Annotated in this window: 18 protein-coding genes and 1 pseudogene; 11 read left to right on the forward strand and 8 right to left on the reverse strand. The window is 70.4% G+C overall.

The features are described 5' to 3' along the window. Positions 1-6 precede the first annotated feature (6 nt). Positions 7-747 carry a helix-turn-helix domain-containing protein gene (locus tag A8W25_RS32120; protein ID WP_079126028.1) on the forward strand — a complete coding sequence of 247 codons (741 nt, stop codon included), beginning with the start codon at positions 7-9 and terminating at the stop codon, positions 745-747. 131 nt (positions 748-878) lie between these two features. Next, a complete protein-coding gene (locus A8W25_RS09010; RefSeq protein ID WP_067158465.1) occupies positions 879-1355 on the forward strand; it encodes an IclR family transcriptional regulator domain-containing protein in 477 nt (158 codons plus the stop codon). A 68-nt stretch (positions 1356-1423) separates the two neighbouring features. On the opposite strand, the gene A8W25_RS09015 is transcribed toward A8W25_RS09010, so the two are convergent. Next, on the reverse strand, positions 1424-2074 hold the full coding sequence (locus A8W25_RS09015; RefSeq protein WP_067160874.1) for a response regulator: 651 nt from the start codon (positions 2072-2074) through the stop codon (positions 1424-1426). A 44-nt stretch (positions 2075-2118) separates the two neighbouring features. Next, entirely contained in the window at positions 2119-3207 is a 1089-nt protein-coding gene (locus tag A8W25_RS09020; protein ID WP_067158467.1) for a sensor histidine kinase, read from the reverse strand. Between the two features lie 193 nt (positions 3208-3400). Between A8W25_RS09020 and A8W25_RS09025 the strand changes: the two genes are divergently transcribed. Both A8W25_RS09025 and A8W25_RS09030 read left to right on the forward strand, forming a co-directional pair. Further along, positions 3401-4711, forward strand: coding sequence for a tannase/feruloyl esterase family alpha/beta hydrolase (locus tag A8W25_RS09025; RefSeq protein WP_199831706.1), 1311 nt, complete (start codon positions 3401-3403; stop codon positions 4709-4711). A gap of 156 nt (positions 4712-4867) precedes the next feature. After that, positions 4868-6148, forward strand: coding sequence for an MFS transporter (locus A8W25_RS09030; protein ID WP_067158469.1), 1281 nt, complete (start codon positions 4868-4870; stop codon positions 6146-6148). A 48-nt stretch (positions 6149-6196) separates the two neighbouring features. Here A8W25_RS09030 and A8W25_RS09035 read toward each other — a convergent pair whose 3' ends face one another. The 3 genes from A8W25_RS09035 to A8W25_RS09045 all read right to left on the reverse strand — a co-directional run bounded on the left by A8W25_RS09035 (position 6197) and on the right by A8W25_RS09045 (position 9986). Next, positions 6197-7489: a phosphatase PAP2 family protein gene (locus A8W25_RS09035; protein WP_067158471.1), complete on the reverse strand. Its 1293-nt coding sequence runs from the start codon at positions 7487-7489 to the stop codon at positions 6197-6199. Between the two features lie 443 nt (positions 7490-7932). Then, positions 7933-8583: a CatB-related O-acetyltransferase gene (locus A8W25_RS09040; protein ID WP_067158473.1), complete on the reverse strand. Its 651-nt coding sequence runs from the start codon at positions 8581-8583 to the stop codon at positions 7933-7935. Between the two features lie 74 nt (positions 8584-8657). Then, on the reverse strand, positions 8658-9986 hold the full coding sequence (locus A8W25_RS09045) for a serine hydrolase domain-containing protein (protein WP_234386352.1): 1329 nt from the start codon (positions 9984-9986) through the stop codon (positions 8658-8660). Positions 9987-10187: 201 nt separating this feature from the next. Here A8W25_RS09045 and A8W25_RS09050 point away from each other — a divergent pair, with 201 nt between their 5' ends. The 5 genes from A8W25_RS09050 (at position 10188) to A8W25_RS09070 (ending at position 14050) form a co-directional block, all read left to right on the forward strand. Further along, entirely contained in the window at positions 10188-10976 is a 789-nt protein-coding gene (locus A8W25_RS09050) for a VOC family protein (protein WP_067158476.1), read from the forward strand. Positions 10977-11363: 387 nt separating this feature from the next. Next, positions 11364-11705: a hypothetical protein gene (locus tag A8W25_RS09055; RefSeq protein WP_067158479.1), complete on the forward strand. Its 342-nt coding sequence runs from the start codon at positions 11364-11366 to the stop codon at positions 11703-11705. An 8-nt stretch (positions 11706-11713) separates the two neighbouring features. Continuing rightward, on the forward strand, positions 11714-11962 hold the full coding sequence (locus tag A8W25_RS09060) for a hypothetical protein (RefSeq protein WP_158942463.1): 249 nt from the start codon (positions 11714-11716) through the stop codon (positions 11960-11962). A gap of 187 nt (positions 11963-12149) precedes the next feature. Continuing rightward, positions 12150-12728: a hypothetical protein gene (locus tag A8W25_RS09065; protein ID WP_199831707.1), complete on the forward strand. Its 579-nt coding sequence runs from the start codon at positions 12150-12152 to the stop codon at positions 12726-12728. 98 nt (positions 12729-12826) lie between these two features. Then, positions 12827-14050: an epoxide hydrolase family protein gene (locus A8W25_RS09070; RefSeq protein ID WP_067158483.1), complete on the forward strand. Its 1224-nt coding sequence runs from the start codon at positions 12827-12829 to the stop codon at positions 14048-14050. Positions 14051-14179: 129 nt separating this feature from the next. Here A8W25_RS09070 and A8W25_RS09075 read toward each other — a convergent pair. Both A8W25_RS09075 and A8W25_RS09080 read right to left on the reverse strand, forming a co-directional pair. Further along, positions 14180-14968: pseudogene (locus tag A8W25_RS09075) on the reverse strand (NADase-type glycan-binding domain-containing protein); the annotation flags it as partial. 232 nt (positions 14969-15200) lie between these two features. Continuing rightward, entirely contained in the window at positions 15201-15425 is a 225-nt protein-coding gene (locus tag A8W25_RS09080) for a hypothetical protein (RefSeq protein WP_067158487.1), read from the reverse strand. A 77-nt stretch (positions 15426-15502) separates the two neighbouring features. Here A8W25_RS09080 and map point away from each other — a divergent pair, with 77 nt between their 5' ends. Beyond that, the gene (map, locus tag A8W25_RS09085) at positions 15503-16360 is read left to right on the forward strand and encodes a type I methionyl aminopeptidase (protein WP_067158489.1); all 858 of its coding nucleotides are present in this window, start codon (positions 15503-15505) and stop codon (positions 16358-16360) included. 123 nt (positions 16361-16483) lie between these two features. Then, positions 16484-17134, forward strand: coding sequence for a heme oxygenase (biliverdin-producing) (locus tag A8W25_RS09090; protein ID WP_067158491.1), 651 nt, complete (start codon positions 16484-16486; stop codon positions 17132-17134). A 112-nt stretch (positions 17135-17246) separates the two neighbouring features. On the opposite strand, the gene A8W25_RS09095 is transcribed toward A8W25_RS09090, so the two are convergent. Beyond that, a complete protein-coding gene (locus tag A8W25_RS09095; RefSeq protein ID WP_067158492.1) occupies positions 17247-17930 on the reverse strand; it encodes a PhzF family phenazine biosynthesis protein in 684 nt (227 codons plus the stop codon). Between the last annotated feature and the right edge of the window lie 3 nt (positions 17931-17933).

The raw sequence follows: 17933 nt of genomic DNA on the forward strand, positions 1-17933 counted from the left end.
GCCACGATGGTCTCCTCACCCCGCGCCCGGACGCTTGAACAAAACGATCGCCGCCTGGTCCTCGCCACCGGCCCCGAGGCGACGCTGTTCGCCGAGTCACGCCCGTTCGCCGTGGCCCGGCATCGGCTGCCCGCCTGGAAGGTCGTCCTGCCGATCGGCGGTCACACCGAACTCGGCCGGCAGGGGCGGCCCATGGCTGCGGACGGGTTGATCGTGCCGCCCCAGCTGGCCCACTCCTGTGCGTCGACCTCGCCCTACGCCGCGCTGTTCATCGACTCCTGGCTGCTTCCCCCGGCCCCGGAGCCGATCCGCCTCGACGCCGCCGAGGTCCGCCGCCTGCTCGCCGCGCTCGGATCCGGCGACCGTGACGGCCCCGACGCCGACGCCGATACAGCCGCCGCCTACGCCGAGTTGCGTGCTCGCTCGGGCGCCCCGTCCCCGCTCGACCCGAGAGTGGCCCACGCTCTCCACCTGTGCGTGCAACCCGATCCGGACACGCCCCTCACATCCGTCGCCACCGAAGTCGGTCTGTCCGCCCCGAGGTTGCGTGCCCTGGTCGGGCAGTCCGTGGGCATCCCGCTCGCCCGCCTGCGCCAATGGGGACGGCTCCGTACCGCGATCACCGACCTCCCCCGTGCGACCGCGGCCATGGCCGCCGCAGGCGCGGGCTTCGCCGACCAGGCCCATCTCAGCCGCACCGCCCGCACCCTCATCGGCCGTACACCGGCGTCCCTGCGCCACATGTGAGACCCGCCAAGGTTGGCGCGGGACCGTCGTGATCCGGCGTCCTCACCGTGCCAGGGTGAAGCGCACGGCGAACATGTCCGGCGGGCCGGGCAGCCCAGGGGGACGGCGAGGGGAACGGGAAACGATGGCGCGTGGAAGAAGCCCTCAGGACGGCGGGTCCGGCATCCCTGCCGGACGGGGGCGTCCTGGAGGGCGCGTTCCTCCCGTCCGTCGGCGCCACGACCGTAGTGACCGGGATCCCCGGCGCGGCCCATGAGTTCTTTCCCCATCTGCCCGGACAGACCCTGCCGCCCGACAGCGCCGCCGATGTCGTCTTCGCCGCGTCCGGACCAGGCGCGGACCCGCCCCCGGGCCACTCCGCGAACCAGTGGGCCCGCCGGCTGCGCCGGGCACGCGAGTACGGAGCGGACCTCCACGCGTACGAATGGGAGGGTGAGCGCTCCTGTCTCGCCGCACCGGTGCACGCACCTTCGGGCAAGGTCGTCGCCGCGGTCGGAGTGGCCCTCGTCGACAGCCGGCACCTGTCCACCACCGCCGAGGCCGTGCAGCGCGCCGCCCGCATGGTCAGCTCGAACCTCCACCGGCTGCCCAGGGCCGGGCTGCGCTGAAAAGGACGCGCCCTACTCCGCGGGCGCGCGGCACGGGCCGCGCGCCCTTGGGTGGGCCACCCCGCACGTCAGATGAGACCGTTCTCCCTCGCGTACAGCGCGGCCTGTGTACGGTCGCGCAGGCCGAGGCGGCTCAGTACGCGGGAGATGTGGTTCTTGACGGTGCCTTCGCTGAGATAGAGGCGGGAGGCTATCTCCTTGTTCGTGGATCCGGCCGAGATCAGGCGGAGCACTTCCGTCTCGCGGGGAGTGAGCAGGTCGGGGGCCGGGAGACCGGCCGCCAGGCCGGCGATGACCGTCTGGTCGAACTGGGCGATGCCCGCATGGGCCAGGCGCACCGCCCGGGCCAGCTCGGCGGCGGGCAGGTTCTTCAGGAGGTAGCCGACGGCGCCGGCCTTGAGCGCCCGAGCGACGTACTCGTCGTCGTCGAACGTCGTCAGCATCACCACCTTGCAGGCGGGCAGGCTGCGGCGGAGCAGGGCCGTGGCCGCCACACCGTCGATGCCGGGCATCCGGACGTCCATCAGCACGACGTCGGGGCGGCAGGCGGGGGCCAGTTCGGCGGCCTCGGCGCCGTCGCGGGCGCTGCCCGCGACCTCGATGCCCGGCTGGATGCCGAGGAGAGCGGTGATGCCCTCCCTCACCAGATCCTGGTCGTCGACGACGAAGACCCGTACAGGTGTGCCTGCTGTGCTTTCGGCGCCGCCGGTCCTGCCGATGCTGTCGGTCCTGCCAGTGCTGTCGGTCCTGCCAGTGTTCTCCGTCACCAGGGAACTCCTACCGTGAGCGCGGTGCCGTCGGGCGAGCTGTCGATGGCCACGGTTCCCTCGGCCAGGCGGACCCGCTCGCGCAGCCCCGAGAGCCCGAACCCTTCGTCGGCCGCGTCGAATCCGGTGCCGTTGTCGACGACTTGGAGGTGTGCGCCATGTTCGTCGTACACGACACTCACCCCGATCTCGCTGGCCCCGGAGTGACGGCAGGCATTGGTCAGTCCTTCCTGCGCCGCCCGGTAGAGCACCAGCAGGGGCCGGCGTTCGACGCCCGTCATCTTGAGGGTGACGCGGCGGCTCCCGCCGTCCAGGTGGTGGACGAGGTCGGCCAGCGCCCGGGAGAGACCGGCCGGTTCCGCCTCGGACTCGGGACCGAGGGTGCGCACCGAGGCCCGTACCTCTTCCAGCGCCCGGTTCGCCGACCAACGGGCATGGGAGACCGCCTGCGCCGAACCCGGTGGATCGAGTGAGGCGAACGCCTCGGCCTTCTCCAACTGGATGCCGATCGCGGTCAGATGGTGGCCGAGGCTGTCGTGGATCTCGCGGGCGAGCCGGTTGCGTTCGCGGGCCGCGGACAGCTCCGCGACCTGGGCGAGCGTGCCCTCCAGACGGGCGCGGGCCTGCTGCTCGCGGACGGCGACCGCGGCCATGGCGAGCGCCAGGACGACACCCAGGCCGAACATCAGCAGATCGCCGATGTACTCGGCCCGCGTCTGCCAGTGCGGCACCCGCAGGGTGAACACACCCGCCAGGGCCGTCACACAGCCGATGCCGAGCCCGATGGCGACGGTCGAGCCGTAGGCGAAGAAGGCCAGGAACGGTACGAGGACGAACAGCACGCGCGACAGACCGGACTCGTCGAGCACCGCGACCGCGCACAGCAGCACCACCCTGAGCACCGACACCGCGCCCGGTGGCATCCTCGGCCACTCGCGCCGGTCCAGCGCGATCAGGGCGCCGAGCAGGGCCGTGTATCCGGCGGTGCGCGCGCCGAGGCCCGGACCGATCACGGCGTAGTAGACACCCCCGAGCAGCACGGAGCCGTACAGGACGGCGGGTATCCACAGAACGGGCCGCGGCATCGGGCCTCCTCAGGGGGCTCTTGAAGGCTCGAAGGCTCTCTTCGCGTGCAGAGTACGCGGCCGCCACCCTGATCCCCCATCCGGTCGACACACCGGCCCAGAGTGTGGCCAGAGGTCATGTGCCCGCTGGCCAAAGCCCACCGGGCCGTCTCACACTTACCCACGGTGACCTGGGCTTTCTAGATTTCGAGGCGTGACCGACCGCAACGAGAAGAGGACCACCGTGCTGCGCCGCCTCGCCGTCGCCCCCTTGCTGCTCGTGGGCGCCCTGACCGTTCCGCCGGCCGCCGCCCAGGCGGCCGGCTGCCACTCCGTGCGGGTTCCGGGGGCCGAGTACGCGCTCTCCAGTTGCCTGTCCGATCTCACCACCACCGGAACCCGGTTGAGCGGGCACACCGACGACAAGGACTGGCTGGGTCTGATCGTGCCGGGCACCGCCACCCCGTCCGGCGTCCCGGGAGTCCAGATCGACGGCTACTTCCCCGACACCTCCACCACCAACACCAACCACGGCTGGAACCACGACAGCCAGTTCGTCATCCGGCTGCCCAAGAAGTGGAACGGCGGCCTCGTCGTCGCGGGCCCGCCCGGAACGCGCGAGCAGTACGCCAACGACCCGATCATCAGCGACCAGGTGCTCGCCAAGGGGTACGCCTACGCCGCCACCGACAAGGGCAACACCGGCGACGAGCTCTACAAGGACGGCGACCGGCCCGGCGACGCGATCATGGAGTGGCACCGCCGCATGGCACAACTCACCGTGGCGGCGAAGAGGGTCACCGACCAGTACTACGGGCGCACCCCGCGCGCCACATACGCCGCCGGGCTCTCCGCGGGCGGATATCTGGTCCGCTGGCAGCTGGAGCACTACCCGCAGCTGTACACCGGCGGCATCGACTGGAACGCCCTCACCTTCACCAAGAAGGGCAGCCTGCTCACCACGCTCCCGCCCGCGCTGCGCGCCTACGCCCGCCTCCTCAAGGGCGATCCGAGCGCCCCGGCCGAGATCGTGGCCGCCGGGTACCCCGAGAACTCCAAGTCGCAGTGGGGCTACCACTACAAGAAGCAGTGGGACCTGCTGCAGCGTGTGATCCGCGAGGAGGTCGACCCCGACTACGACGGCCCGAACCAGGCGGGCACCCCGTTCTGCCCCGCGGCCACGACGCGCGGCTGCGACACGGACTACGACTTCGCCTCGCGCCCGGAGTCGGTGCACCATGCGGTCGACCGGATCTCGCTCACGGGGAGGATCCGGCGCCCGCTGATCAGCATCCAGGGCACCCTCGACGCGCTGACCCCGCCGGCCACCTTCGGTGATGTGTACGACCGGATGGTCACCGACGCGGGGCTCGCCCCGCTGCACCGCTACGTCCACGTCCCCGACGGCCCGCACACCGACGGGCTGGTGGCGATCGACGACAAGACACTCAAGCCGATGCTGCCGTCCTTCGTCGCCGCGTTCAACGAACTGGAGACCTGGACACGCCCCACCTCCCGCTCCTAGCCGGTACCGACGGGGTCCAGGGTCCGAGTGCGGACCCGGGACCCCGTCGCGCCTGCCGCTGAAAATTCGATTGCCCTGGATCGGCACGGCCCCACAACATCGTCACTCGTGACCAGTAAGACCTCCCCCACCCCCAGACGCTCACGTCTCTCCGGCATGCTCCCGGACCTGTCCCCCTGGCGGTCCTCCGCCGACTTCCGGCTGCTCTGGGTGCAGGGCATCGTCGCGATCCTCGCCAGTTCGACGGCCATGGTCGCGCTGCCGCTCCAGATCAAGGAGCTCACCGACTCACCGCTCGCGGTGGGTGCGATGGGGCTGGTCGAGCTGGTCCCACTGGTGGTGTTCGGCTTGTACGGCGGGGCGCTGGCCGACGCCGTGGACCGCCGCAAGGTGATCCTGGCGACGGAAGCCGGGCTGGCCGTGCTCGCGGTGCTGCTCCTGGGGAACGCGGTCCTGGCCACACCGCGGCTGTGGCCGCTGTACGTGGTCGCCGCCTGCGTCTCGGCCCTGGCCGGGCTCCAGCGGCCCGCACTGGACTCGCTGATGGCCCGGATCGTGCCGCACGAGCAGCAGACGGCCGCCGCCGCGCTGAACGCGGTGCGCTGGCAGATCGGCATGATCGCGGGCCCGGCCGCCGCCGGGCTCGTGGTGGCGTACGCGGGTCACGGCACGGCGTACGCCCTCACAGCGGCGGGCTTCCTGTGCTCCGCGCTGCTGTGTCTGCGCCTCTCCCCCGCACCGCCCGCGCACGGCGCGGACAAGCCGTCGCTGCGCGGCATCGCCGAGGGCGCGCGCTACGCCTGGTCGCGGCCGGTGCTGCTGGGCACGTACGCCGTCGACCTGGCGGCGATGTTCTTCGCGTTCCCCAACACCATCTTCCCGTTCCTCGCGGACGAGCTGGACGCGCCGTGGGCGCTCGGCCTGATGTACGCGGCCGGGTCGGCCGGGTCCGTGCTGGTGAGCCTCACCAGTGGTTGGACCTCGCGGGTACGGCGGCACGGGCTGCTCGTGGTCTTCGGCGCGGCCGGATGGGGGCTGGCGATCGCGGCGGCGGGGTGGTTCTCCCACATCTGGCTGGTGCTGCTCTGCCTGGGCGCGGCGGGCGCCGGCGACATGCTGAGCGGCCTGGGCCGCTCCACCATCTGGAACCAGACGATCCCGGAGCAGCTGCGGGGACGGCTCGCGGGCATAGAGGTGCTCTCGTACAGCGTCGGACCGCAGCTGGGACAGGTGCGGGCGGGCGGGATGGCCGGGTGGACCGGCACCCGGCCCGCCTTCTGGTCCGGCGGCCTGGCCTGTCTGGCCTCCGTGGCGCTGCTGTCGGCGGCCCTGCCGAAGCTGCTCACCTACGACGCGGCCACCGACGAGGAGGCGCTCCGCCGTAAGGCTCAGCGGGAGGGGGCCCCGGTGGTGCGGCTCACCGAGCGCACCGACTGACGCAGGCCACGCCGCCGTCCTCGCCGGACCCCGTTCCTCTGGTGGGCGTCACGCCAATTCGGGCTGCGGTTCCCGTTCCGTCCGCTCCGCTCGCGCGGACTCCGGCTCCCACCGCTTGGTGGTCCGTACATAGCCGTAGACCACCGAGGACATCGCCAGAAGGAGAAGGGGCCCGAATGCCCAGGGATGCCTGGCCATTTCCACGGGCAGATAGCGGTAGGACAGCAAGAGCGCGGAGAATACCGTCGCACCGTAAATGATGAACTGAATTCCCGAGCGGTCCCAGCCGTGGTCGAACGAGCGCATCGCGGCCTCGACCGTGACGGCGAACACCACACCGGCGAGAAGGTCCGCGCCGTAGTGATAGCCGAATCCCAGCGTCGCGCTGAGCGTGGCGACAAGCCAGAACGTACCTGCGATCCGCCCGAGCCGCGGGGCATTGCGCGAGTGAATGAAGATCGTGGTGGCCCATGCCGTGTGCAGGCTGGGCATGCAGTTGCGCGGGGTGATCTCGTCGTACGGGAACGGGCGCGGGGCACCGATCGAGGGCACCGTGTCGGGCCACATCTGGGCCAGCGCCCAGTGCCCGCCGCCGGTGCCGAAGGCGCCGTCGCCGTAGGTGAAGACCGGTCCGACCACCGGGAAGATCATGTAAATGGCCGGCCCGAGCAGGCCGATCGCCAGGAAGGTGCGCACCAGGTGGTGGCCCGGGAAGCGGCGCTCGGCCGCCACGTTGCGCAGCTGGTACAGCGCGAAGAGGGCCGCTGCCAGCGGAAGCTGGCCGTAGACGAAGTCGAGGACGTGCGAGCCGACCGGGCCGGAGGCCTCGACGATCTGGCCCGCCACCCACGACGGGTTGCCCAGCGCGTGATCGGCGGTCACCACGTACTGGTCGAGCACGTTCGAGCGGGTCTTGGAGGTGATGAGCAGCCAGGTGTCGCCCGTCTTGTGGCCGACCACCAGCAGCATGCCCAGGCCGACGCCCTTGAGCAGCAGGACGCGTTCCTTGCCGGTGCGGCGCACGAGGGCGATGACCACGCAGGCCGCCATGACCCACAACGGGCCGTTACCGAAGGCCATTTTGGCGTCGACAGCCCAGCGCACGGACATGAAGACGGCGTCGATACCGACCGCGACACCGGCCGCGACGAACCGTTGCCGCCAGGTGAGCACCACCATCATCAGTGCCATACCGGCATACAGAAGCGGCCCCGACTTGGGGGCGAATACCAACTCCGGCACCTGGCCCGTAATCGGCCCCGACATACCGTAATGACGCGCGACGATCTCCAGCGCGACGAAGAACCCGAGGGTCACCACAGTGGCGGCGGCCCATAGCATCACTCGCGGTTGACGCAACGTGGTGAACTCAATTTTGAAGTTTATTCGCGAAAGCGCCCGAGATATTATCGATTTCAATTAATTGGCCGATTTGTTAGATTTTTAGTTAATGGGTCACCCCTGGTGCCGGAGAGCATGGTTTTCCCGGTGGAGCACGGGCGTTGAGGGCGACCGCCGTTCGATCATGCTATCCGAGCTGTGCAGGTGGGTTTCACGGGTCATGGGTGGCGCGGCGGGCAGTGGCGTGGTACTCGATTCCGCGCAGTGATCGACCGGCTCGGGGATGACCATGAAAATGCCGACGCCGGGAGGGCATGGCCCGGTAAAACAGGGCCACCCCGTCCTCGCGCAACGAAGCGGTTCGTCAGACCGAGGGCCCATGAGTTCACCGAATGGAAGGTGACCGACCCAGCAGGGTGACGCCTGTCCTCGGCCGCACCCTCCTACACCCCAGGAGCCTTTGGGGCAGCCGCTTCGAGGTCGGCGATGGTGCCCGCCATGATCGTTCGTACCTGCTCGGTGATGTGCTCCGCAGGCCAGTCCCACCAGGCCACGGCCAGGAGCCGGGTGATGTCCTGCTCGCTGTAGCGGGTGCGGATGAGGCGCGCCGGGTTGCCGCCGACGACGCCGTAGTCGGGTACGTCGGTGGTGACCACGGCGCCGGAGGCGATGATCGCGCCGTGCCCGATCCGTACGCCGGGCATCACCCTCGTGTCGTAGCCGAACCAGACGTCGTTGCCGACGACCGTGTCTCCTCGGTTCGGCAGGCCGGTGAGCAGGTCGAAGTGCTCGGACCACGAGCCGCCCATGGTGGGGAAGGGGAAGGTCGAGGGGCCGTCCATGCGGTGGTTGGCACCGTTCATGAGGAACCGCACGCCCGTGCCCAGCGCGCAGAACCTGCCGATGATCAGCTTCTCCGGCCCGTAGTGATAGAGCACGTTCCGCGTCTCGAACGCGGTCGCGTCGTCCGGGTCGTCGTAGTACGAGTACTCCCCGACCTCGATCAGCGGGGACTTCACCAGCGGCCTCAGCAGCACCACGCGCGGCTGTCCGGGCATCGGATGGAGGACGGTCGGGTCGGCAGGCACCGGCATGGTGAGCGGTCCTTCCAGGCTGCGTTCACTGTCGACTCCATGATCGCGCTCCTGCCACCTGCCAGGAAACCGGTTTACGCCTTGTCGAACATGGCGCACATCGCGGCCGTCTGGAGCGACCTGGCGGCCTCGGCGAGCTCGGGGAAGGCGTCCGGGTGCTCGGCGAAGGCCTCCGTCGAGACCAGGACGGTGGCCGTGCGGGTGCCGGTGGGGTCGGTGACGTGGGTGCTGAGGTAGCCGGGGATGCCGCCGTCGTGCGCCCACACCGTGCCGCACGGGGTCACGGCGGTCTCGATGCCCAGCCCGTAGCCGGGCCCGTCCGGCCGGTCCGGGAACATCGGCACGGTGGTGCGCATCTGGGCCAGCTGGGCGGCGGGCAGCAGCTTGCCGGACATCAACGCGGTGGAGAACCGGGCCCAGTCGTGCGCGGTGGACACCACGGCCCCGGCCGCCCCGCCCCACGAGGGGTTGTTGTCGGAGACGTCCACATGACCGTCGCGGTGAGCCCCGGCGTAGTCCCGGTACTCGGCCGGCACCTTCGGCGGCATGTGGGCCGCATCGGGTTCGTACCCGTGGGCGTGCGGGCCGTGCCAGGCGGAGTCCGTCGCGTAGGAGGTGTGCCGGAGGCCGAGCGGCCGGGCGATTCGGTCACGTACCAGATCGGCCAGGCTCACTCCCGTGACCTTCTCCAACACGGCACCGATCGCCGCGTAGTTGGTGTTGCTGTACGCCCATGCGCTGCCCGGCGCGAAGACCGGATCGTGCCCCACCCCGATCGCGAGCAGCTCCTCCGACGTCCATCGCCTCTGGTCCTTGCCCAATATCGCGGGCAGGAGCGCGGCATCCTCGGTGTAGTCGGACAGGCCACTGGTGTGGTTCAGCAGCATACGTATCGTGATCGCACGACCGTGGGGAACCTGGCCAGGAAGCCACTTGTCGACCGGGTCGGTGAGGGAAAGCCTGCTCTGAGCGACGAGCTGCAGCACGAGGGTGGCCATCATGGTCTTGGTGTTGGAGCCCATCCGGAACTCGTCCCCCACCCCGAGGCGGTGATCCGACCGGGTCCAGGAAGCCTGCTCGGTGATCTCCAACGGCCGGCCTCGGCCGTCGTCCACCCGTACGATCACACCAGGCGCCCCTGCGCTGACCAATTCCCTTGCCAGCCGCTCCAGTCGGGCGTGCTGCCGCGCCTCGGTGCCGCCGGTCCCGGTGGCGTACGACGTGGTCGTGGCCACGGCCGTTCGGGCGGCCGCCCGTCCTGGCTGATCGAGGGTCATGAGGAGACCGGTCACCGCCAGGAGGGACGCCGCCGCCGTGAGGCGCCGACGGCGTCGGTGGACAGCGGGCCGGGACAGGGGCCGGGATGCCTGGGGCGAGCTGTCGGGCTGTAAGCCTGTGGTCATACCGACCAGCCTGGTGCACCGGCCATCGCTCTGTCAGTGAGGTATACCCCCGACTTGAGGGTGAGGTTGTCCCCCAACACCCACTCTGTCCCACCGCCTCGGTTTCTGGTTTGGGAGCCGTGACGGTGGAGAAGTCACTGGATGCTCACAGCTGCGACGCCGCCGCTTCTCGTACCGTTCCCTCAGCCCATGGAGACCCTCATGTCCGATGTCAACAGCCCTTACCGGCCCGGCACTCCCTGCTGGGTCGACCTCGTGGCACCCGACCAGCAAGCGGCACTCGACTTCTACTGCGGCCTCTTCGGCTGGCAGGGCGAGGCCGGGGCGCCGGAGACCGGTGGGTACGCCGTCTGCACACTGAACGGGAAACCCGTGGCCGGGATCACCACCGCGATATCGTCCGACGGCGGGTCCGCCCCACGGACCGTGTGGACCACCTACTTCGCCGTCTCGGACGTCGACGCGAGCGAGAAGGTGATCGCCGACAACGGGGGCACCGTGATCACCCCCGGCATGGACGTGCGCACGCTCGGCCGTATGTCGCTCGCCACCGACCCCACGGGCGCGGCGTTCGGCCAGTGGCAGGCCCGGGACTTCATCGGCGCGCAGGTCGTCAACGAACCCGGCGCGTTCATCTGGAGCGAGCTCAACACCAGCGACCCCGATGCCGCGGCACGCTTCTACACCAGTGCCCTGGGCATCACGAGCGCGCCGATGGAGGGCGAGGAGGGGTACTCCGCCCTCGCGGTGGAGGGGCGGGTCGTCGCCGGGATGCAGGGGCTCGACAAGCTCCCCGAGGGCACGCCGTCGCACTGGCTGACGTACTTCGCCGTCGACGACGCCGACGCCACCGCCGAGGCCGCGACCCGTACCGGTGGCAGGGTCCTGAAGCCGCCGTTCGACATGAGCACCGGCCGGATGGCCGTCGTACAGGACCCGCAGGGCGGCAAGTTCGCCGTCATCACCCCGTTCCGCGCCGAAGCCGGCTGACCCGGGAATCCCCCTGGGAGACGACCGCGACGGAGGAGGGGACCGGGGTCCGTTCTCCCTCCTCCGTCGTGGTCGATGCCCCTATGACGAAGTAGCCGCCGCCCCGGTCCCACAGATGCCGCATGGACAGAGCTGGACCCTCGGATCCAAGGGAGATCAACGGAAGCTCAACGAGCCCCAACGTGCCGCCGAGCGCGGGCACTTCGGTCCGGCTCAGCGAGGTCGATCCCGATCCGCCTGCCACCGCCTCGACCGGAGACAAGGAATCGCTACACAACGTGTCCGGATATGTGCGGTGCGTACTTGAGGTGTGGTGTGCGGAATGAGACAGTCACAGACTGCAAGGGCCTTCAGGCGCGACCGCAGGGCGTTCGGAGGGGTACACCGATGACCGTGCTCAGCATCTACTCACCAGGGACACTCACCACCGGCGGGTCCGGCTTCCACTCGGCCTCGCAGGGCGTCAGCAACCCGTTCGCCACACCGAGCGCGGTGTGGATCCAGTGCACGACCAAGTACGTCGCCGGGAACGGGCAGTCCGACTTCGGGATCTCCCAGGTCAACCTCATCGACGACAACGGGCAGTTCCAGGCGGTGAACTACGGGGACGACCGCTTCGGCACGTACCTGGCGCGGCTGTTCGTGCCACGGCTGCTCGGGCTCACCGTCATCGCCCGCACCTACGACGCGGCCATCGAGGGCACACTGACCCTCTTCTCCTGGGGATGATGACCACCATGCAGCCACAGTCGACCGACGGCATCCAGACGACCGTGCGCACCTTCGTGGTCCGCTCGGCCGAGACCGGCGACATCATCCACGTCCACGAAGAGCTCACCTTCGCCCACACCCCGCCCAGCGAGGAACGCGGCGAGGACCGGGCGCTCCGCCTCCTCGGCGAGCAAGGCCGCAACGCCACGGCCGAAGAGGTCGAACCTGGCTACCGCCACCCCGTCACCCTGCCGGACGGCCCCTCGCGCGCCTGACCCGGCAGGCGCGTCGAGACCGGGCGCGGCGGCGCCCCCGCGCTCCCGGGTGCGCCGCCGCGGCAGCGGAGCGCGGTGCTCAGTGTGCGGACGGTCACCTTGACGACCGTCGACGCTTAGGCCAGCCTTACCTTCGCTCACCGCGCACCGGGGTGGGCACGCCCCGCAGAAGATCCCTGGAGCAACCATGTCCGCCGCCGACGTCACCGCGAGCCCCCACAGACCGGGGCACGACACGGAGCTGCTCCAGCTGCCCCGGTGGTGCGGGTCCGTGGCGGTGTCCCTCGCGGTATGCGCCGGCTGGGCGGCCACGATATGGATCGCCCTGCATCTGAAGGCCGACGCCACGCTGCACACCGCGGCGCTGTTCGTGCACCTCGCCTCCCTGATCCTGGGCTTCGGCGCCGTGCTCGCGGTCGACTACTACGGCGCCCTGTGGCTCAGGGGCCGCAAGACCCTCCGCGAGGTGCTCGACTTCACGGGCCCCTTGCACGTCCCCGTGTGGCTCGGCCTCGGCGGGCTGCTCTTCAGCGGCGCCTTCCTGCATCCCGATCTCGGTTCACCGCTGACGTGCCTCAAGCTCGTCCTCGTTCTTGTGCTCTCGCTCAACGGTGTCCAGGCGTCCGCCCTGCACCGCCGGCTCGCCGCCGTCGACGGTGGCCCGGTCGGCCCCTCACTGCTGATCCGCAGCGCCGTGACCGCCGCTGTCTCGCAGGGCGCCTGGTGGGGCGCCGTCGTGATCGGCTTCCTGAACAGCCGGCACTGATAGCCCCACCGGGCAGCGTGGACGACAGGCGCTGACGCCCGGGCCTCCCGTTAAATCCCTTGATCACCCATCGGGCCGTCCATCTAGGCTGCGCCCCCATGACGACATCCCCGGACGAGGGCATCCGACCGTTCCGTATTGCGATTCCGGACAGCGAGCTGGACGACCTGCACCACCGCCTCGACCGCACCCGCTGGCCCGACGAGCTGCCGGGCGTCGGCTGGGCCTACGGTGTTCCGCGCGACTATCTGCGGGAGCTGGTGCACCACTGGCGGTACGCGTACGACTGGCGGGCGGCGGAGGCGCGGCTGAACCAATGGCCGCAGTTCACGACCACGATCGACGGCGCCGATGTCCACTTCGCGCACATCCGCTCCCCGGAACCGGACGCCACGCCTCTGATCATCACGCACGGCTGGCCGGGCTCCTTCGTCGAGTTCGAGCGGATCGTGGGCCCGCTCACCGACCCCCGCGCACACGGCGGCGACCCCGCCGACGCCTTCCACCTGGTCCTGCCGAGCATTCCCGGCTTCGGGTTCTCCGGCCCCACCCGCGAGACGGGCTGGGAGTACCACCGCGTCGGCGCCGCCTTCGCCGAGCTGATGCACCGGCTGGGCTACGAGCGTTACGGCACCCAGGGCGGTGACTGGGGCGCGGCCATCTCGCGTGAACTCGGCCGCATCCGCCCCGGCCAGGTCATCGGCGTCCACCTCAACATCATCCCCGGCGCCGGAGCGACGGCCGAGCCGACCGCGGCGGAACTCGCCGCCCTGACCCCCGCGGAGCGGGAACGCACCCTCGCCTCCTGGGAGCGGATGCGGGCCTGGAGCCGCGAGAAGCAGGGCTACGCCGACCTCCAGTCGACCCGTCCGCAGACCCTCGCCTACGCCCTCACCGACTCCCCCGTCGGCCAGCTCGCCTGGATAGCCGAGAAGTTCAAGGAGTGGACGGACTCCGGCGACCGGCCGGAGGACGCCGTAGACCGCGACCACCTCCTGACGAACGTGATGCTCTACTGGCTCACCGGCACCGCGGGCTCCTCCGGGCGCATCTACTACGAGCGTGCCCACGCGGACCACTGGGGCCTGCCGCCCGAGCCGTCCGCGACCCCCACCGCGTACGCCGCGTTCCCGCAGGAGAACTTCATCGTCCTGCGCCACATCGCCGAACGCACCAACAACATCGTCCGCTGGACGGAGTTCGACCGAGGCGGCCACTTCGCCGCGATGGAACAACCCGACCTGCTCATCGGCGACATCCGCGCCTTCTTCCGGGACTTGCGCGGCTCCACCCCCTCGGGGACGGGGGAAGCAACCGCGTAACGTGCGCTGCCCGTCGGGGTGTACCGGGAAGTCGGGCGGAAGTTCGGCAGGTACTGGGACGTGGCCTGGTTCCAGAGGCCGCTGCGGACCGCCGGAACCAGTCCTCTTCCCGGTGCCGGTGTGCTCGGGTCAGAGGCCGTTTGAGCTGGACCGGCCGAAGAACTCGACCTCCGCGATGGCGACCTGCTTGTCGCCGGAGGCCGCGTAGGCCGACTCGACCGTGAGGCGGACCCGGACGGCGTCGCCGACGCGGAAGGGGCGGCGCTGGCCGCCCGCGCCCTGGTCCAGGGTGATCTCGCGGGTCGTGGTCTTCCCGTCCTTCGTCAGCACCGTCGCCTTGATGCGGTGCGGCAGCGCCGAGCCGCCCAGCTTGTCCGCGCGCGCGGAGACACCGGGGGTGATGATCACGTCCAGCAGCCGGGTGGGCTCGGTGAAGTTGAACTCGATCCACTCCCCCCGGCCCGAGTCCGAGACACCCGGACCCCACCAGGTGTTGCTGCGCTTGTCGATGGCGAGCTGCGGCTGGTGACCACCGTAGGAGTGGGAGGCCCGGACGCCGTCCGGCGCGACGGGGGCACGCTTGGCGAAGTGGTCGCGTACGGAATGGACGCCGTCGGGGATGTAGACGACGCCGAGGATGACGAGGGTCACGGCGAGCGCCGCACCGACCCAGGTGCCGATGCGGTCGAACACGCGGCGCAGCGGCGGCCGTTCCCCGGCCCAGGGAGTCTCGCTCCGCCGTCCGAAGAGCCGACGCCACCAGGGAAGGTGGGCGGGAGGCTGTGCGGCCTCGTCGGCGAGGGGCATCGCACAGCGGCCGCAGAAGTGGCGGTCGGGGCGGTTGGGGGTGGAACACCAGCGGCACGGCGGGCCACCGCGACCGAAAGGTTCTGATTTGCGCCCGGCCTTCACCTGCGGGCCGGTGGGGCCCCTTCTGGGCCCGGTGTTTGTCTGCGGGCCGGTGGTGGGCTGGTCGCGCAGTTCCCCGCGCCCCTAAAAGCCTGTGGCTGAGCTGGGTTCTCCGGCTGCCGCCAACCCCCTCAGGGGCGCGGGGAACTGCGCGAGCAACCCACCACCGGCCCGCACACGAACTCCGGGCCAGAAAGGGGCGCCGGGACGCGGGCGAGCCACGGGTGCGAGAGGGGCGCGCTCAGTCCTCCGGGCCGGAGGCCTTGTCGTGCCACTTCGGGTCCGTCTCCCACTCCAGGTTGCGCTCCTGGGCGGTCTGCATCGCGTGCTCCGCCTCCTCACGGCTCGCGTAGGGGCCGAAGCGGTCCTTCGCGGGGCACTCCGGGCCCTCCTCGACCTTGGCGTGGACCAGGCAGTAGTACCACTCGCCCGGTTTGCCGGCCGTGCGCTTCTTGAACAGGGCCATACGGAGGCTCCTTCCTCGGCCCGTCCTCGGGCCTTCTCGACCATGCTGCCCCAACGCGGCTCGATAGACTCGCCGGCATGTCCGCCCAGTCGCTGCTCGTACCAGGGGAGCTCTCTCCCACCCGCTCCGTCCCGGGGAACATCCGCCGCCCCGAGTACGTCGGGAAGCCCATGCCCACGCCGTACACCGGCCCCGAGGTGCAGACCGCCGAAACGATTGAGCTCATGCGGATCGCGGGCCGTATCGCCGCCCGCGCGATGGAGGAGGCCGCCAAGCTCATCGCGCCCGGCGTGACCACCGACGAGCTCGACCGCGTCGCGCACGAGTACATGTGCGACCACGGCGCGTACCCCTCGACGCTGGGCTACCGGGGCTTCCCCAAGTCCCTGTGCAGCTCGGTCAACGAGGTCATCTGCCACGGCATCCCGGACTCCACCGTCCTGAACGACGGCGACATCGTGAACCTCGACGTCACCGCGTACATCGGCGGCGTGCACGGCGACAACAACGCCACCTACTTCTGCGGCGATGTCGACGAGGAGTCGAAGCTGCTGGTCGAGCGGACCCGGGAGTCCCTCAACCGCGCCATCAAGGCGGTCAGGCCGGGCCGCCAGATCAACATCATCGGGCGCGTCATCGAGTCGTACGCCAAGCGGTTCGGCTACGGCGTCGTGCGCGACTTCACCGGGCACGGCATCAGCACCGCCTTCCACTCCGGCCTGATCGTGCCGCACTACGACGCGCCGCACGCCACCACCGTGATCAAGCCGGGGATGACCTTCACCATCGAGCCGATGCTGACGCTGGGGACGCACGAGTACGACATGTGGGAGGACGGCTGGACGGTCGTCACCCGCGACCGCAAGCGGACGGCCCAGTTCGAGCACACCCTGGTGGTGACCGAGACCGGCGCGGAAATCCTCACGCTGCCCTGATCGGGGCCCCGCCTCCCGGGGTACGTATTTACCGACAGGTCGTCGGGAACCAGTTGACTTAGGTAAGCCTAAGTAGCAGGATCGGTGCTGGTTCCCGTACCCCTCGGTCTCCGGAGGCACGCCTTGGACACGCCCTTCTCCACCCTCATCCGCACGGCGTCGCACGAACAGCACACCGAGGCGGAGACCTCCGGCTTCATGAGCGCCCTGCTCGGCGGACGGCTCGGCGTCGAGGCGTACGCCCGGTACACCGAGCAGCTGTGGTTCGTGTACCAGGCGCTTGAGGAAGGCGCGGGGGCGCTGCGCGACGACCCGGTGGCGGGGCCGTTCATACGGCCCGAGCTGATGCGTACGGCTGCGCTGGAGCGGGATCTGAACCATCTGCTCGGCGCGGGGTGGGAGCGGGGCGCTGCGCCGCTCCCCTCGACCCGGGCCTACGCGGCCCGGGTGCGCGAGTGTGCGGTGACGTGGCCCGCCGGATATGTGGCGCACCACTACACGCGGTACCTCGGGGATCTCTCCGGAGGGCAGATCATCCGCGACAAGGCGGAGAAGACGTGGGGGTTCGCCCGGAAGGGCGACGGGGTGCGGTTCTACGTCTTCGAGTCGATCCCGAACCCGGCGGCGTTCAAGCGGGGGTATCGGGAGCTGCTGGACGCGGTGAACGTCGACGATCTGGAGAAGCAGCGGATCGTGGACGAGTGCCGGCGGGCGTTCTCGCTGAACACGGCGGTGTTCCGTGAGCTGGGGGACGAGTTCCCGCGCAGCGCGTAGCGGGGGCCCGGAGTTTGTCTGCGGCGCCGTCGTGGCTGGTCGCGGTGCGCTTCGCGAGGCCCGGTTTTCGTCTGCGGCGCCGTCGTGGCTGGTCGCGGTGCGCTTCGCGCCCCTAGGGGGTTGGGGTCGCCCTGTGTGTCAGCCTTACCCTGCCGCCCAGTTCTATCGTGTCGTCCGGGCCGGGGGCCGTGAGGAGTTGGGAGCCCTTGCCCTGGGTGATGTTCAAGGCTCGGGCCAGGTGGGTCGTCAGGAGCAGGGCCGCCGCTCCCGTTGCCTCGTCCTCGTCGATGCCGTCGCCCCGGCCCGGGAACGCCCTGGCCCGGATACGCCCCGCGGCCTCGTCCTCCCAGGCCCAGGCGTACACCCACTCCCCCGGCTCCGGCACCTCCAGCGCGTCCACCTCGGTGGCCGAGGCGTACTGCCTCAGGGTGCGCGGCGGGGCCCACTCCGAGCGGGCGGTGATCCAGGTGAACTCGCCGTCCTGGCGCGCGAACACGTCCCCGACGGCCAGTTCCAGTACGTCTATGTCGAGCAGCCACGCCGCCCCCACCAGCGGGTGACCCGCGAAGGGCAGCCGCAGGCCGGGCGTGTAGATGTCGACCGCGCCCCGCTCGGGGTCGTCCACGAACACCGTCTCGCTGAAGCCGAGTTCCTTGGCCAGCGCCTGCCGGGCCGCCTCGTCGGGCAGCGCGGAGCCCTCGCGCACCACACCGAGGGCGTTGCCGTGGCGGCCGTCGGGCCCGCAGAAGACCCGCAGTACGTCGATGAGTACGCCTGGTACGCCGTTTTCCGTCACCCC

It is taken from the genome of Streptomyces sp. ERV7 (assembly GCF_001653515.1).
In the GTDB taxonomy this organism is placed as follows: domain Bacteria; phylum Actinomycetota; class Actinomycetes; order Streptomycetales; family Streptomycetaceae; genus Streptomyces.